The organism is Streptomyces sp. NPDC049687 (assembly GCF_044465285.1).
In the GTDB taxonomy this organism is placed as follows: domain Bacteria; phylum Actinomycetota; class Actinomycetes; order Streptomycetales; family Streptomycetaceae; genus Streptomyces.
This window is the reverse complement of sequence record NZ_JBITLN010000001.1, coordinates 694,723-709,172: the sequence shown is the minus strand read 5'-3', so window position 1 is coordinate 709,172 and position 14,450 is coordinate 694,723. Positions and strand designations below refer to the sequence as shown.

General features: G+C 69.0%; 14 protein-coding genes. 9 read left to right on the top strand and 5 right to left on the bottom strand.

Annotated features, from left to right (window positions below; all coding sequences use genetic code 11):
* Positions 1 to 7 precede the first annotated feature (7 nt).
* Together ACIBVL_RS03280 and ACIBVL_RS03275 are read left to right on the top strand one after the other, a co-directional pair.
* Entirely contained in the window at positions 8 to 502 is a 495-nt protein-coding gene (locus ACIBVL_RS03280; protein WP_399090914.1) for a MerR family transcriptional regulator, read from the top strand.
* Positions 499 to 1,515: an aldo/keto reductase gene (locus ACIBVL_RS03275; RefSeq protein ID WP_399090911.1), complete on the top strand. Its 1,017-nt coding sequence runs from the start codon at positions 499 to 501 to the stop codon at positions 1,513 to 1,515. Before ACIBVL_RS03280 ends, ACIBVL_RS03275 begins: the two co-directional genes overlap by 4 nt.
* On the opposite strand, the gene ACIBVL_RS03270 is transcribed toward ACIBVL_RS03275, so the two are convergent.
* The 3 genes from ACIBVL_RS03270 to ACIBVL_RS03260 form a co-directional block, all read right to left on the bottom strand.
* Positions 1,516 to 2,379, bottom strand: a complete 864-nt coding sequence (locus ACIBVL_RS03270) for a DUF4429 domain-containing protein (RefSeq protein WP_399092017.1) — start codon at positions 2,377 to 2,379, stop codon at positions 1,516 to 1,518.
* 57 nt (positions 2,380 to 2,436) lie between these two features.
* Entirely contained in the window at positions 2,437 to 3,654 is a 1,218-nt protein-coding gene (locus ACIBVL_RS03265; RefSeq protein ID WP_399090908.1) for an alpha/beta hydrolase, read from the bottom strand.
* A 92-nt stretch (positions 3,655 to 3,746) separates the two neighbouring features.
* Complete coding sequence (locus ACIBVL_RS03260) at positions 3,747 to 4,373, bottom strand: TetR family transcriptional regulator (protein ID WP_399090905.1); 627 nt, start codon at positions 4,371 to 4,373, stop codon at positions 3,747 to 3,749.
* 65 nt (positions 4,374 to 4,438) lie between these two features.
* Here ACIBVL_RS03260 and ACIBVL_RS03255 point away from each other — a divergent pair, with 65 nt between their 5' ends.
* Positions 4,439 to 6,082: an MFS transporter gene (locus ACIBVL_RS03255; RefSeq protein ID WP_399090902.1), complete on the top strand. Its 1,644-nt coding sequence runs from the start codon at positions 4,439 to 4,441 to the stop codon at positions 6,080 to 6,082.
* Between the two features lie 257 nt (positions 6,083 to 6,339).
* The gene (locus tag ACIBVL_RS03250) at positions 6,340 to 6,642 is read left to right on the top strand and encodes a small hydrophobic protein (RefSeq protein WP_399090899.1); all 303 of its coding nucleotides are present in this window, start codon (positions 6,340 to 6,342) and stop codon (positions 6,640 to 6,642) included.
* 36 nt (positions 6,643 to 6,678) lie between these two features.
* On the opposite strand, the gene ACIBVL_RS03245 is transcribed toward ACIBVL_RS03250, so the two are convergent.
* On the bottom strand, positions 6,679 to 7,416 hold the full coding sequence (locus ACIBVL_RS03245) for a potassium channel family protein (protein WP_399090896.1): 738 nt from the start codon (positions 7,414 to 7,416) through the stop codon (positions 6,679 to 6,681).
* Between the two features lie 70 nt (positions 7,417 to 7,486).
* Positions 7,487 to 10,234: a pyruvate dehydrogenase (acetyl-transferring), homodimeric type gene (aceE, locus tag ACIBVL_RS03240; RefSeq protein WP_399090893.1), complete on the bottom strand. Its 2,748-nt coding sequence runs from the start codon at positions 10,232 to 10,234 to the stop codon at positions 7,487 to 7,489.
* Between the two features lie 345 nt (positions 10,235 to 10,579).
* Between aceE and ACIBVL_RS03235 the strand changes: the two genes are divergently transcribed.
* The 5 genes from ACIBVL_RS03235 to ACIBVL_RS03215 all read left to right on the top strand — a co-directional run bounded on the left by ACIBVL_RS03235 (position 10,580) and on the right by ACIBVL_RS03215 (position 14,369).
* Entirely contained in the window at positions 10,580 to 11,017 is a 438-nt protein-coding gene (locus ACIBVL_RS03235) for a DUF3052 domain-containing protein (protein WP_399090890.1), read from the top strand.
* A 139-nt stretch (positions 11,018 to 11,156) separates the two neighbouring features.
* Complete coding sequence (locus tag ACIBVL_RS03230) at positions 11,157 to 11,624, top strand: peroxiredoxin (protein ID WP_399090887.1); 468 nt, start codon at positions 11,157 to 11,159, stop codon at positions 11,622 to 11,624.
* Positions 11,625 to 11,772: 148 nt separating this feature from the next.
* Positions 11,773 to 12,348, top strand: coding sequence for a calcium homeostasis/redox stress adaptation protein (locus tag ACIBVL_RS03225; protein WP_399090884.1), 576 nt, complete (start codon positions 11,773 to 11,775; stop codon positions 12,346 to 12,348).
* 119 nt (positions 12,349 to 12,467) lie between these two features.
* Positions 12,468 to 13,043 (top strand): TerD family protein, encoded by a 576-nt coding sequence (locus ACIBVL_RS03220; RefSeq protein ID WP_399090882.1) that lies wholly within the window; start codon positions 12,468 to 12,470, stop codon positions 13,041 to 13,043.
* Between the two features lie 183 nt (positions 13,044 to 13,226).
* On the top strand, positions 13,227 to 14,369 hold the full coding sequence (locus tag ACIBVL_RS03215) for a DUF475 domain-containing protein (RefSeq protein ID WP_399090879.1): 1,143 nt from the start codon (positions 13,227 to 13,229) through the stop codon (positions 14,367 to 14,369).
* The last annotated feature ends 81 nt before the right edge of the window (positions 14,370 to 14,450 follow it).

Here is a 14,450-nt window from a genome sequence, read left to right as displayed (position 1 = left end):
GGAGGCCATGACGGTGTTGCAGACCACGCCCGTGACCATCGAGCAATCCCCGAGCCCCGCAGACGTCTGCTCCGCGCCACCCCCGCGGCATCCCCGCCCCGACGGGCAGGACAGCTACACGATCAGCGAGGTCGTCGCGTTCACCGGCCTGACGGCCCACACCCTGCGCTGGTACGAGCGGATCGGGCTGATGTCCCACATCGACCGCTCGCACACCGGCCAGCGCCGCTACAGCAACCGCGACCTGGACTGGCTCGACCTCGTCGGCAAGCTGCGGCTGACCGGCATGCCGGTCGCCGACATGGTGCGGTACGCCGAGCTGGTGCGCGAGGGCGACAGCACGTACGGCGAGCGCTACGAGCTGCTCGAGGCGACCCGCCGGGACGTCCGGGCCCGGATCGCCGAGCTCCAGGACACGCTCGCCGTGCTCGACCGCAAGATCATGTTCTACTCGGACGCCGCGCGCGTCCAGGCGTACGAAGGCGAAAGGACCCCCCGATGACCGACAGCAGGATCCCGACCGCGCGACTCGGCGACAGCGGCCCCGAGGTCGGCGTCCAGGGCCTCGGCTGCATGGGCATGAGCTTCGCCTACGGCCCCTCGGACGAGAAGGAGTCCAGGGCCACCCTGGAGCGCGCCCTGGAGCTCGGGGTCACCCTCTACGACACCGCCGACGCGTACGGCGCCGGTGAGAACGAGCGGTTCCTCTCGCCGTTCTTCAAGGCACATCGCGACGAGGTCGTCATCGCCACCAAGTTCGCCCTGGCGATCCCGCCGGAGGACCCGACCCGGCGGATCATCCGCAACGACCCGCCGTACATCCGCGAGGCCGTCGAGGCGAGCCTGAAGCGCCTGGACGTCGACGTCATCGACCTGTACTACATGCACCGGCGCGATCCGGACGTGCCGATCGAGGACACCGTCGGCGTGATGGCCGAGCTGGTGCGCGAAGGCAAGGTCAGGCACCTCGGCCTGAGCGAGGTGACGGCCGGTGAGCTGCGGGCCGCGCACGCGGTGCACCCGATCGCCGCCGTGCAGTCGGAGTGGTCGCTGTTCAGTCGCGACATCGAGGCGAAGGTCGTTCCGGCCGCCCGTGAACTGGGCGTGGCCCTCGTCCCCTACTCCCCGCTCGGCCGAGGCTTCCTCACCGGCTCCTTCGCCGACGCCGACCAGGACCTCACCGCCGACGACTACCGCCGTACGCAGCCCCGCTTCACCGGCGAGAACGCGGCGGCCAACGCGGCCCTCCTGGACCCGATCCGGTCCGTGGCCAAGGCCCACGACGCCTCCCTCGGCCAGATCGCCCTGGCCTGGGTCCACCAGCAGTCCCGTGTCCACGGACTTCCGCTGGTGCCGATCCCGGGCACCCGCAAGCCGGGGAGGGTGGAGGAGAACGTCCGGGCGACCGCCGTCCGGCTGACGGAGGACGAACTGGCCGTGCTGGAGCCGATCGCGGGACAGGTGGCGGGAGACAGGTACCCGGACATGACGTTCACTTCTGTCGGGCGCGAGTAGCTACAGCTCCGCGAGCAGCTCCGCCTTCTTCACGGAGAACTCCTCGTCGGTCACCAGACCCGCCTGATGCAGTTCTCCGAGATGACGGATCCGCTCGGCGATGTCGGCGGGATCACGACGTGGGCCCGTGGCCGTGGCCGTGACCGCGGCCACGGGCCCACGGGTGCGCACGGCGGAAAGGACCGCCGCAGCGAACGGCAGCGACTCGTGCACCGGCCCGTACCCCAGCCCGAAGACGACGGTCGCCGGGTCCTGGTCCGCCTGCACCGCCCCGTCCTCCCCGCGCAACAACCGGAGGTGCCCTTCGAACACCTCCGGTGACCGCCACTCCACTCCGCTCAGCTCGGAGACGGCGAAGCTCTGGTCGCCGGCTTTCCACTTTGCCGACGACGCCCCCGTCCAGAACCACCGGAAGCGCACGGTCCGCCCGTCGAAGGACGCCTTGCCGTCGTACGCCTTGAAGGACAGCGGTGCCTCCGGGGCCGGTACGAGGTACCGGTCCGCCGGACCGGAGCCGGCCTCGGGAAGCCGGGACCGCAGCTCCTCGGCGTAGTACTCCGCGAGCACCTCCCGCTCGGCCGGCAGCACCAGCCGGTACGGGTCGCACCCTTCCTTCAGCTGCCCCGCCGCCGCCTCCATGAGGGGGTCGGCCCCGGGCCGCGGCTCGGCGCGCAGGACGACCGTCCCGCGTCTGCCGCGAGTGAGCGTCACGCCGGACAGAGCGGTGAGCGGAATTCTTCGTTCACCCAGCGCCGACAGCAGCTTGGGTGTGCGCATCCCCCGTTCGTAGCGGATGAGGACGGAGTCGGACTCGAACTCCCAGGTGGCTTGAAATCCGGCCAGTACGTCACCCATGCGGCTCATCGTATGCGGGACACGCATCTTCGTCCCCTCCCCACGCGCACCGCAATTCCTGCGTCTCTACGCGCGTCCGGCCGTGGTCGTGTCGGACAAACCCTCCTGGCAGGCGCCCGCATCGTCGGCGCACTCCACCGAGCGGTACGCGCCGGCGCCGATGCCGGCGAGGTTGCGCAGGCTGTCGGTGCCGGGCACGAAGTAGCCGCCGTGGCCCTCCGCGTCCCGGGAGGACAGCACTCGCGCGCCGAACGCCCGGTCCATCGGGTCCTCGCCGTGCCCGAGCCCGCCGACCTCCAGATGCGGTACGTCCCGCACCCAGTCGTCGGCGTCCCGCATCGCCCACACCCGGGCGTCGGTGCCCAGCTCGGCCGCCTTCTCCACCCGCATCCCGGGACTGCCGGCCACCGCTATGTCGGCGACCCGCTCCGGCATGGCGCGCGCGGCGACCCCGCACACCACGGAGCCGTAGCTGTGGCAGAACATCGAGACCGGCGCGGTGCCGGGGAGGGCGCGCAGCAGGGCGTTCAGGCGTACGGCGCCGGTCTCGGCGCGCATCGCGGTCGCCGAGTCGATGCCGAGGCCGTCGGGGGAGGTGTAGTCGGCCCAGGCGATCACCGCGGTCCGGGTCGAGGGGTTCACCTCGCGCTCGGCCGCGTACAGCGCTTCGGCCATGCCGACGGGCGCCGAGTACTTGCGGTTGGTGCGCTGGAAGGTGAGCAGATCGGTGTCGACGCCGGGGACGACGACGGAGATCCGGTCGGCCTCGTCCAGGTCGCCGAAGACCTCGGCGACCCGGCCCGAGCCCTCCGGGTCGAAGGCGAGGATCTGCCGGTGGCCGCGGCTCATCGCCTCGTAGCGGTGCATGCGCCGCCCGGCCTCCTGCTGCCCGGCGGGCGAGAGTCGGCTGTCGTGCACACGTCTGCGCTCCAGCCGCGTCTGCTGGCGCAGCGCGATCCGGTTGGCGCGGTAGCGCAGCTCGACCGGGGCGCCGTTCATATTGCCCACCGCGAGCGCGTAGTCCTGCACGAGTTCGGTGCGCTGGCGGGCGGTCAGCGAGGCGAAGAAGTGGGCGAGCCGGCCGGACGCCGCATCGGGCTCCGGCAGCTCGCGGCCGTCGATCCGGCCGTGTTCCCAGGCGGTGCGCGAGGCCTTCAGGGCGGTGGTCCCCTGGTGGTGGCGCAGGGCGGTCCAGCCCGTGGTCGCCAGCATCACGAACACCACGGCCAGGGCGAGCAGCGCGCGCCAGACGCTGAGTTGCGGGGAGGTGTCGAAGGAAGTCACTGGGAGGACACACTAGGAGAACGGGAGGGTCTCAGGTTAATAAAGTGACTGGGATCACGTTTGGACCGGCGTGTCGGTGGTCATGAACATTTTCAGGCCTCGCGCCAGCTCCCCAGCAGGGCCGGGCCCACCCGGTCGAGGTACTCGGACGTCAGCGCGTGGATGGCCGCCAGGCTGAACTCCTCGTTCACCAGCCACTGCCGTTCCGTCACCCGCATCACCCCGCTGAACACCGCCACGGCGAGCCGCGGCCTCGGGTCGGCGTCGACGTCCAGTCCCTCGCGCTCGGCGATCACCCGCGCCAGGGTCTCCTCGACCTCCACCGACCGCCGCAGGTGCGCGGCGAGCAGCACCGGCGTGGACTCGATCACCCGGTACATCCGCAGATACAGCTCGACGGGGGCGATGGACTCGACGATCTCGTTGAGCGAGTGCCAGCCCTCCAGCACGGCCTGGCGCAGCGCCTGCATCGGGGGTTCGTGGGGCGGCCGCTCCCGTACCGCCTGCACGAACCGCTCCACCGTCATCTCCACCAGGCCGAGCGCCGCCTCGTCCTTTCCGGCGAAGTAGCGGAAGAAGGTGCGCTGGGAGACGTCCACGGCCTCGGCGATCGCGTCGACGGTGGTCGCCTCGTACCCCTGGGTGGTGAACAGCTCCACCGCGGCCCGCAGCAGCGCGTCCCGGGTGCGCTGCTTCTTGCGTTCGCGCAGTGTTCGCATAGGTGTCAGTTACTGACTTGTGAACTGGTTTGTCAATTGTCAGTGGCTGTCATTAGCCTCACCGTATGACTAGTCAGACCACCATCGACACGACGGAGCCGGGGGACAAGGCCTCGTCGGCCCCGTCGGCCGGCCAGCCGGGCAGGGGACTGCGCGGCCATCCGTGGTTCACCCTCATCACCGTGGCCGTCGGGGTCATGATGGTGGCCCTGGACGGCACCATCGTGGCCATCGCCAACCCCGCCATCCAGAAGGACCTGGGCGCCACCTTCGCCCAGGTGCAGTGGATCACCAACGGCTACTTCCTCGCCCTCGCGGTCTCCCTGATCACCGCGGGCAAGCTCGGTGACCGCTTCGGCCACCGCCAGACCTTCCTGATAGGCGTCGTCGGCTTCGCCGCCGCCTCGGGCGCGATCGGGCTGTCCGACAGCATCGCGCTGGTCGTCACCTTCCGCGTCCTCCAGGGCCTCTTCGGCGCGCTGCTGATGCCGGCCGCGCTCGGCCTGCTGCGGGCGACCTTCCCGGCCGAGAAGCTCAACATGGCCATCGGCATCTGGGGCATGGTCATCGGCGCCTCCACCGCGGGCGGCCCGATCCTCGGCGGTGTGCTCGTCGAGCACGTCAACTGGCAGTCGGTGTTCTTCATCAACGTCCCGGTCGGCGTGCTCGCGCTCGTCCTGGGCGTGATGTTCCTGCTCGACCACCGCGCGGCCCTCGGGCGGAGCCCGGAGAACGGGAGCGCGCCGCGCTCCTTCGACCTGCTCGGCATCGCGCTTCTGTCGGCCGCGATGTTCTGCCTGGTCTGGGCCCTGATCAAGGCGCCCACCTGGGGCTGGGGCGACGGCAAGACCTGGGCGTTCGTCGTCGGCTCCATGGTGCTCTTCGCGGCCTTCGCCTTCTGGGAGACGAGGGTCGGGGAGCCGCTGATCCCGCTGGGGCTGTTCCGTTCCGTCCCGCTGTCGGCGGGCGTGGTCCTGATGGTCCTGATGGCCATCGCCTTCATGGGCGGCCTGTTCTTCGTGACGTTCTACCTCCAGAACGTCCACGGCATGAGCCCGATCGACGCCGGCCTGCACCTCCTCCCGCTCACCGGCATGATGATCGTCGGCTCCCCGCTGGCCGGTGCGATGATCACCAAGCTGGGCCCGCGCATCCCGCTGGCCGGCGGCATGGCGGCCACCGCGATCGCCATGTACGGCATGTCCACGCTGGACACGGACACCGGCAGCGCGGCCATGGCCCTCTGGTTCGCCCTGCTGGGCCTGGGCCTCGCCCCGGTCATGGTCGGCGCGACCGAGGTCATCGTCGGCAACGCGCCCATGGAGCTCTCCGGCGTCGCCGGTGGTCTCCAGCAGGCGGCCATGCAGATCGGCGGCAGCCTCGGCACGGCCGTGCTGGGTGCCGTGATGGCCTCCAAGGTCGACAGCGACCTGCCGTCCAACTGGACCTCCGCCGGCCTTCCCGAACTCACCCCCACCCAGCTGGACCAGGCCTCCGAGGCGGTCCAGGTCGGCGTTCCGCCGGTGGCCAAGGGCACTCCGCCGGAGATCGCCGCGAAGATCACGGACGTCGCCCATGACACGTTCATCTCCGGCATGAGCCTCGCGTCCCTGGTGGCGGCCGGGGTGGCGGTCGTCGCCGTGTTCGTCGCGCTGCTCACCAAGCGGGGAGAGAACGCGGAGGCGGGCGCGGGGGTCGGCCACATCTGACAGCCCCGAGGAACCGTCCGAACCTGACGGGATTTCAACGGAATTCCCCTATCAGGGTGACAACGCTAAAGGTTCCTCGCCTCCGGCACACGCCGCAGGTCACAGTTAGTCAAGCCCTCCGGATGGGAGGGCGGTCAGGGCCGCGACGCGCTGCCGGAGGGGGACAGCGCGCCGCGGCCTTGGCGTGTCCGTGCGCATGAACCGTGTGCCGTGGGTACCCGGCCATCGAAACATCCCCGGAACCCAGGGAGTTGACGATGGCCGGCTTCGGACACGGCACGCGCAGGTACCCCCGCTCACGTGGCCGGATGGGGTCACGGACCGGGCCGGACAGCGCGACGCTCGGCATCGTCGGCCTCGTCTGCGCGGTCGCCGGTTTCTTCACCCTCGGGATCGTCCTCGGTCCGGTGGCGATCGCCTGCGGCTGGCTGGCCATGGGCCGTACCTGGTCGGGCCCCCGCCCGATCCCGGCCCTGGTCGCCGTCGTCCTGGGTGCCATCGACACCCTGCTGGCGATCATCTGGCTGGCGGGGGCGGCGGGTCCGGGCAACGTGTGGTGAAGGCGGCGCCGCCCCGGGGCGCGACCGCGGCGCGGGTCAGTGCTTGAGGGAGGTTTCCTGCAACGCCGCCACCTCACGGCGCAGTGCCCGCACCTCCTCCGTCAGCGCGAGGATCGCCTCCGTCTGGGCACGCTCCTCCACGTCGTCCTTGTCGAAGCGCTCGATGAACCAGGCCGCGATGTTGGCGGTCACGACACCGAGCAGGGCGATGCCGGAGAGCATCAGGCCGACCGCGATCATCCGGCCCAGACCGGTGGTCGGGGCGTGATCGCCGTAGCCGACGGTCGTCATGGTGGTGAACGACCACCACAGCGCGTCACCCAGCGTGCGGATGTTCCCGTCCGGTGAGTCCCGTTCCACCGACAGCACGGCGAGCGATCCGAACATCAGCAGCCCGACGACCGCCCCCGCCACATACGTCGTCACCTGGATCTGCGTGGCCATCCGCGCCCGCCGTCCCACCAGCAGCAGGGTGGACACCAGTCGCAGCAGCCGGAGCTGCTGCACCAACGGCAGCACCACCGCGCACAGGTCCAGCCAGTGGGTGCGGACGAACGTCCGCCGGTCCGTCGTCAGCGCCAGTCGCACCAGGTAGTCCACGGCGAACGCCCCCCACACCACCCACTCGACGAGGGTGCAGGCGGACGTCAGCGAGTGCCCGGCCGACGTGTCCACGATCGGCACGGCGTAGGCGACGGCGAACACCACGGCGAGGGCCAGCAACGGCCTTTGGCTCCACTCTTCCCACCGGCCCTGTGCCGTTCGTTCGCGCATGCTCGCATCGTAAAGAACGAGTAAGGGGTGGCGGAGCCATCGGCTCCAACCACCCCGCGCCGCGCAGGAGCTACGCGTCGCCCCCGGCAGCCCCCGGGTCCGCCGCCGACACGTCCAGCAGCTGGTACCGGTCGATCGCCTGCTTCAGCACCGAACGGTCGACCTTGCCCTCCCTCGCCAGCTCGGTGAGCACGCCCACGACCACCGACTGCGCGTCGATGTGGAAGAACCGGCGGGCCGCGCCCCGGGTGTCGGCGAAGCCGAAACCGTCGGCGCCCAGCGACTGGTACGTCCCCGGCACCCACCGCGCGATCTGGTCCGGCACCGACCGCATCCAGTCCGAGACGGCCACGAACGGCCCCTCGGCCCCGGTCAGCTTCCGCGTCACGTACGGCACCCGCTGCTCCTCCTCGGGGTGCAGCAGGTTGTGCCGCTCCACCTCGACGGCCTCGCGCCGCAGCTCGTTCCAGGAGGTCGCCGACCAGACGTCCGCCCTGACGTTCCACTCCTCGGCGAGGATCTTCTGCGCCTCGACCGCCCAGGGAACGGCCACACCGGACGCGATGATCTGCGCCGGGATCTGGCCCGAGGTGCCCGCGCTGAAGCGGTGGATGCCCTTCAGGATGCCGTCGACGTCCACGTTCTCCGGTTCGGCCGGGTGCTGGATCGGCTCGTTGTAGACCGTGAGGTAGTAGAAGACGTCCTCGCCGTGCGGGTGCTCGGCGGAGCTGCCGTACATCCTCCTGAGGCCGTCCTGCACGATGTGCGCGATCTCGAAACCGTAGGCCGGGTCGTAGGCGACACAGCCCGGGTTCGTCGAGGCGAGCAACTGCGAGTGGCCGTCCGCGTGCTGCAGACCCTCACCGGTCAGCGTCGTACGGCCCGCGGTCGCGCCCAGTACGAAACCGCGCGCCAGCTGGTCCGACATCTGCCAGAACTGGTCGCCGGTGCGCTGGAAACCGAACATCGAGTAGAAGACGTAGACCGGGATCAGCGGCTCGCCGTGGGTGGCGTACGCCGAACCCGCCGCGATCAGCGACGCCGTGCAGCCGGCCTCCGAGATGCCGTCGTGCAGCATCTGGCCCGTCGGCGACTCCTTGTAGGCCAGGAGCAGGTCCCGGTCCACGGCCTCGTACTGCTGGCCCAGCGGGTTGTAGATCTTCGCGCTAGGGAAGAACGAGTCCATGCCGAACGTGCGGTACTCGTCCGGCGCGATCAGCACGAACCGCTTGCCGAGCTCCTTGTCCCGCATGAGGTCCTTGAGCAGCCGTACGAACGCCATGGTCGTGGCGATCGACTGCTGGCCCGAGCCCTTCTTCACGGTCGCGTACGTCTTGTCGTCCGGCAGCGCGAGCGGCTTGGAGCGCACGACGCGCGTCGGCACGTAACCGCCGAGACCCTTGCGGCGGTCGTGCATGTACTGGATCTCCTCCGAGTCCCGGCCCGGGTGGTAGTACGGCGGCGCGCCGGACTCCAGCTCCTTGTCGGAGATCGGCAGGTGCAGTCGGTCGCGGAAGCCCTTGAGGTCGGCGACCGTCAGCTTCTTCATCTGGTGCGTGGCGTTGCGGCCCTCGAAGTTCGGGCCCAGCGTCCAGCCCTTGACGGTCTTGGCGAGGATCACCGTCGGCTGGCCGGTGTGCTCCACGGCCGCCTTGAACGCCGCGTAGATCTTCTTGTGGTCGTGGCCGCCGCGGCCCAGGTGCAGCACCTGGTCGTCGGTCATGCCCTGGACCATCGCGCGCAACCGGTGGTCGTCACCGAAGAAGTGCTCGCGGATGTACGCGCCGGACTCGGTGGCGTACGTCTGGAACTGACCGTCCGGGGTCGTGTTCATCTTGTTGACCAGGATGCCGTCCCGGTCCTGCGCGAGCAGCGGGTCCCAGGTGCGGTCCCAGATCAGCTTGATCACGTTCCAGCCGGCGCCCCGGAAGACCGACTCCAGTTCCTGGATGACCTTGCCGTTGCCGCGCACCGGGCCGTCGAGCCGCTGCAGGTTGCAGTTGACCACGAAGGTCAGGTTGTCCAGGCCCTCTCGGGCGGCGATGGTCAGCTGGCCGAGCGACTCGGGCTCGTCCATCTCGCCGTCGCCGAGGAACGCCCACACATGCGACTTCGAGGTGTCGGCGATCCCGCGCGCGTGCATGTAGCGGTTCATCCGCGCCTGGTAGATCGCGCCGATCGGGCCGAGGCCCATCGACACGGTCGGGAACTCCCAGAAGTCGGGCATCAGCCGCGGGTGCGGGTACGAGGACAGCCCGTGCGGCGCCTTCGACTTCTCCTGGCGGAACGCGTCCAGGTTCTGCTCGCTGAGCCGGTCGAGCAGGAACGCGCGGGCGTAGATGCCCGGGGAGGCGTGGCCCTGGAAGAAGACCTGGTCGCCGCCGTCGCCCTCGTCCTTGCCGCGGAAGAAGTGGTTGAAGCCGACGTCGTAGAGCGACGCCGAGGACGCGAAGGTGGCGATGTGGCCGCCGACGCCGATGCCGGGCCGCTGGGCCCTGGAGACCATCACGGCCGCGTTCCAGCGGGTCGCGTTGAGGATCCGGCGCTCGATCTCCTCGTTGCCCGGGAAGAAGGGCTCGGCCCTGGTGGGGATGGTGTTGACGTAGTCCGTGCTGCGCATCTCGGGCACGGCCACGCGCTTCTCGCGGGCCCGCTCGATCAGGCGCAGCATGAGGTAGCGGGCCCGCTCCCGGCCGCGCTCGTCGATGGCGGCGTCGAGGGAGTCGAGCCACTCCTGGGTTTCCTCGGGATCGAAGTCAGGAACCTGACTCGGAAGGCCGCCAATGATGATCGGGTTGCGATCGGATCCGGAAGCCACGCTGTTCCTTACTCTCGCTGTCTGTTCTCCAGTAACTGCACCGACCCCATCGTGTACCTCGGGGGCGCAAACGTCATCTCTACCCCGAGGTAACCATCAGTCGTTCGAATCTCGTACCCTTGGATGGTTCTCAAATACGCAAACAGGGCAGATTGGTGTGGTGTACGTCACCATCCGTCCCGATCTCGTGCCTGAAGTTGCGTCGACACGGCCAGGATCGTCACCGTTTCGGCGGTCTGAACCGCCGGGTACTTGCGCGATCCGCCCCGCCCGTGTGGACTACGGCCAATGCTTCGCGCACGCGCGTGGCTGAGTTATTCCCAAGACATGATCAGGAGGCAACCCGTGAGCGCGACCGCGGACCACGCGGAGGAACGGACGAGCCCTGCCGTCAGGCTGGGTTTCCAGCCCGAGCAGGTGGTCCAGGAGATCGGCTACGACGACGACGTCGATCAGGAGCTCCGCGAGTCCATCGAGGAAGTCATCGGCAGTGACCTGGTGGACGAGGACTACGACGACGTGGCCGACGCCGTGGTGCTGTGGTTCCGCGACGAGGACGGCGACCTGACGGATGCGCTGGTGGACGCCACCACGTACATCGAAGAAGGCGGCTCGATCCTCCTCCTCACGCCGAAGACCGGCCGTGACGGCTACGTGGAGCCGAGCGACATCTCTGAAGCCGCGACGACGGCGGGTCTCTCCGCCTCCAAGAGCGTCAGCGTGGGCAAGGACTGGAGCGGCAGCCGGCTGGTGACGCCCAAGGCCGCCAAGTCCAAGAAGTGAAGTCCCAGCGGTGAAGTCCAGGCAGTGATGTGACCCCGGACGGGCCGAGCCTTCGTGTTCGGCCCGTCCGTCGGCTTCCGGGGGCCGCTGCGTAGGGTGTTCTCACCCAGACAGCCCCACCCGAAGGGACATCCCCGCGATGGCGATCCAGGTCGGCGACAAGGCCCCCGACTTCGAGCTCAAGGACAACCACGGCAGGGCCGTGAAGCTCTCCGACTTCCGGGGCGGCAGGGACGCAAAGAACGTCGTCCTGCTCTTCTACCCCTTCGCCTTCACCGGCGTGTGCACCGGCGAGCTGTGCGAGGTGCGCGACAACCTGCCGAAGTTCGCCGACCGCGACACCCAGGTGCTCGCCGTCTCCAACGACTCCATCCACACCCTGCGCGTCTTCGCCGAGCAGGAGGGCCTGGAGTACCCGCTGCTCAGCGACTTCTGGCCGCACGGCGAGGTCTCCCGCGCCTACGGCGTCTTCGCCGAGGACAAGGGCTGCGCGGTGCGCGGCACCTTCGTCATCGACAAGGAGGGCGTGGTCCGCTGGACCGTCGTCAACGCGCTGCCGGACGCCCGCGACCTCGGCGAGTACGTCAAGGCACTCGACACCCTCTGAGCCCCTTGGGCCCCAGTTGTCACCGACACCTGTGATTCATCGGCTCCAGGGCCTGCGGGGGGCGGGAACCCGTCACTAGGATCGACTCGTTGATCCGATATCCAACGCACGACGGGGCTCCCCGCCCCTGGACACCAATGGAGGACTCGTGGGAGTCAGCCTCAGCAAGGGCGGCAACGTATCGCTGACCAAGGAGGCCCCCGGCCTGACCGCGGTCATCGTCGGTCTGGGGTGGGACGTCCGCACCACGACCGGCACCGACTTCGACCTGGACGCGAGCGCGCTGCTGCTGAACAACTCCGGCAAGGTCGGCAGTGACGCGAACTTCGTGTTCTTCAACAACCTCAAGAGCCCCGACGGCTCTGTGGAGCACACCGGGGACAACATCACCGGTGAGGGCGAGGGCGACGACGAGCAGATCAAGGTCAACCTCGCGGCGGTGCCGGCCGACGTCGAGAAGATCGTCTTCCCGGTGTCGATCTACGACGCCGAGAACCGCCAGCAGTCGTTCGGCCAGGTCCGCAACGCGTTCATCCGCGTGGTGAACCAGGCCGGCGAGGCGGAGATCGCCCGCTACGACCTGAGCGAGGACGCCTCGACCGAGACCGCCATGGTCTTCGGCGAGCTCTACCGGCACGGCGCGGAGTGGAAGTTCCGCGCCATCGGCCAGGGGTACGCCTCGGGCCTGCGCGGTATCGCCCAGGACTTCGGCGTCAACGTCTGAGTCCGGGGCGCCCGATCGCTTCACCCATGTCCGGCGCCGCACCGTTTGGGGGCGGCGCCGGACGCGCAGGACAACCGAAGAAGCAGGACCTGAGCACCACCTAGGGGAGGACCAGCAAGATGGGTGTCACGCTCGCCAAGGGGGGCAACGTCTCCCTGTCCAAGGCCGCGCCGAACCTCACGCAGGTGATGGTCGGGCTCGGCTGGGACGCCCGCTCCACCACCGGAGCCCCCTTCGACCTCGACGCCAGCGCGCTGTTGTGCAACAGCGGGCGGGTGCTGGGGGACGATTGGTTCGTCTTCTACAACCAGCTCAAGAGCCCCGACGGCTCCGTCGAACACACCGGCGACAACCTCACCGGTGAGGGCGACGGCGACGACGAGTCGATCCTGGTGGACCTCTCCAAGGTGCCCGCCCAGTGCGACAAGATCGTCTTCCCGGTCTCCATCCATGACGCCGACGCCCGCGGCCAGACCTTCGGCCAGGTCTCCAACGCCTTCATCCGCGTCGTCAACCAGGCCGACGGCCAGGAACTCGCCCGCTACGACCTGAGCGAGGACGCGTCCACGGAGACCGCGATGATCTTCGGCGAGCTCTACCGCTACCAGGGCGAGTGGAAGTTCAGGGCGGTGGGCCAGGGGTACGCGTCCGGCCTCAGGGGCATCGCCCTCGACTTCGGCGTCAACGTCTCCTAGCCGGCCCGTCACCTCCCCCGGAAGCGCTGCTACCGACCGGTATGGGGGTGCCGGTGCCCTCCGGGGCCGCCGCCTCTAGACTTGCTCCGCAAGGTCAACGTTTTGTAAAGCCGAGTACGGCGCGGGGGAGACCCTCTCCCAAGCTTCACTCGGGGGGACCCCCAACACACGATTGGGTAGCCAGTGCTTCTGAAAACCTTCGGCTGGTCGTTCGCGATTACCGCGCTCGGCCTGGCCGCTGCGGTCATCTACGGGGGGTGGGAGGCCTTCGGCATCGTGGCGATCCTCTCCATCCTCGAGATCTCGCTGTCATTCGACAACGCGGTGGTCAACGCCGGAATCCTGAAGAAGATGAACGCCTTCTGGCAGAAGATCTTCCTCACCGTCGGCGTCCTCATCGCGGTCTTCGGCATGCGGCTGATCTTCCCCGTCGTGATCGTCGCGATCAGCGCCAAGATGGGCCCGATCGAGGCCGTCGACCTCGCGCTCAACAACAAGGACCGCTACCAGGAACTCGTCACCGACGCCCATCCGGCGATCGCCGCCTTCGGTGGCATGTTCCTGCTGATGATCTTCCTCGACTTCATCTTCGAGGACCGGGACATCCAGTGGCTGCGCTGGATCGAGCGCCCGCTCGCCAAGCTCGGCAAGGTCGACATGCTGTCGGTCTGCATCGCCCTGGTCGTCCTGCTCACCACCTCCTTCACCTTCGCCACCCACGCCCACCAGCACGGCGGCGGGCATGTCGACAAGGCCCAGACCGTCCTGATCGCCGGTATCGCCGGTCTGATCACGTACATGGTCGTCGGCGGTCTCTCCGGCTACTTCGAGGACAAACTCGAAGAAGAGGAGGAGCGCGAACACGAGGCGGAGGAGGAGGCCGCGCGGTCGGGCAAGCCGAAGTCCGCGGTGCTGCTCGCCGGCCAGGCCGCGTTCTTCATGTTCCTCTACCTCGAGGTCCTCGACGCGTCCTTCTCCTTCGACGGCGTGATCGGCGCGTTCGCGATCACCAACGACATCGTGCTGATGGCGCTGGGCCTCGGCATCGGCGCGATGTACGTCCGGTCGCTGACGGTCTACCTGGTCCGCCAGGGCACCCTGGACGACTACGTCTACCTGGAGCACGGCGCCCACTACGCGATCGGCGCTCTGGCCGTCATCCTGATGGTCACCATCCAGTACGAGATCAACGAGGTCGTCACCGGTCTCGTCGGGGTCGTCCTGATCGCCTGGTCCTTCTGGTCCTCCGTGCGTCGCAACAGGGCACTGGCAGCGGCAGAGGCGGAGGGCTCGGACGACAAGACCGAGGTCTCGTCCGGGGTCTGAGACACTCCGCGAGAGCCCGGCCGTGTGAACCGGGTTCCGCCGAGGAACGCTCTTTGCGGGGCGGCCGGTGAGGACACTGTC

Bases quoted from the DNA above. Each gene is read 5' to 3' on its own strand.
- ACIBVL_RS03275 (WP_399090911.1), top strand. From the start codon at position 499: ATGACCGACAGCAGGATCCCGACCGCGCGACTCGGCGACAGCGGCCCC.
- ACIBVL_RS03255 (WP_399090902.1), top strand. From the start codon at position 4,439: ATGACTAGTCAGACCACCATCGACACGACGGAGCCGGGGGACAAGGCC.
- ACIBVL_RS03280 (WP_399090914.1), top strand. From the start codon at position 8: ATGACGGTGTTGCAGACCACGCCCGTGACCATCGAGCAATCCCCGAGC.
- ACIBVL_RS03220 (WP_399090882.1), top strand. From the start codon at position 12,468: ATGGGTGTCACGCTCGCCAAGGGGGGCAACGTCTCCCTGTCCAAGGCC.
- ACIBVL_RS03270 (WP_399092017.1), bottom strand. From the start codon at position 2,379: ATGAGCCGCATGGGTGACGTACTGGCCGGATTTCAAGCCACCTGGGAG.
- ACIBVL_RS03260 (WP_399090905.1), bottom strand. From the start codon at position 4,373: ATGCGAACACTGCGCGAACGCAAGAAGCAGCGCACCCGGGACGCGCTG.
- ACIBVL_RS03230 (WP_399090887.1), top strand. From the start codon at position 11,157: ATGGCGATCCAGGTCGGCGACAAGGCCCCCGACTTCGAGCTCAAGGAC.
- ACIBVL_RS03250 (WP_399090899.1), top strand. From the start codon at position 6,340: ATGGCCGGCTTCGGACACGGCACGCGCAGGTACCCCCGCTCACGTGGC.
- ACIBVL_RS03245 (WP_399090896.1), bottom strand. From the start codon at position 7,416: ATGCGCGAACGAACGGCACAGGGCCGGTGGGAAGAGTGGAGCCAAAGG.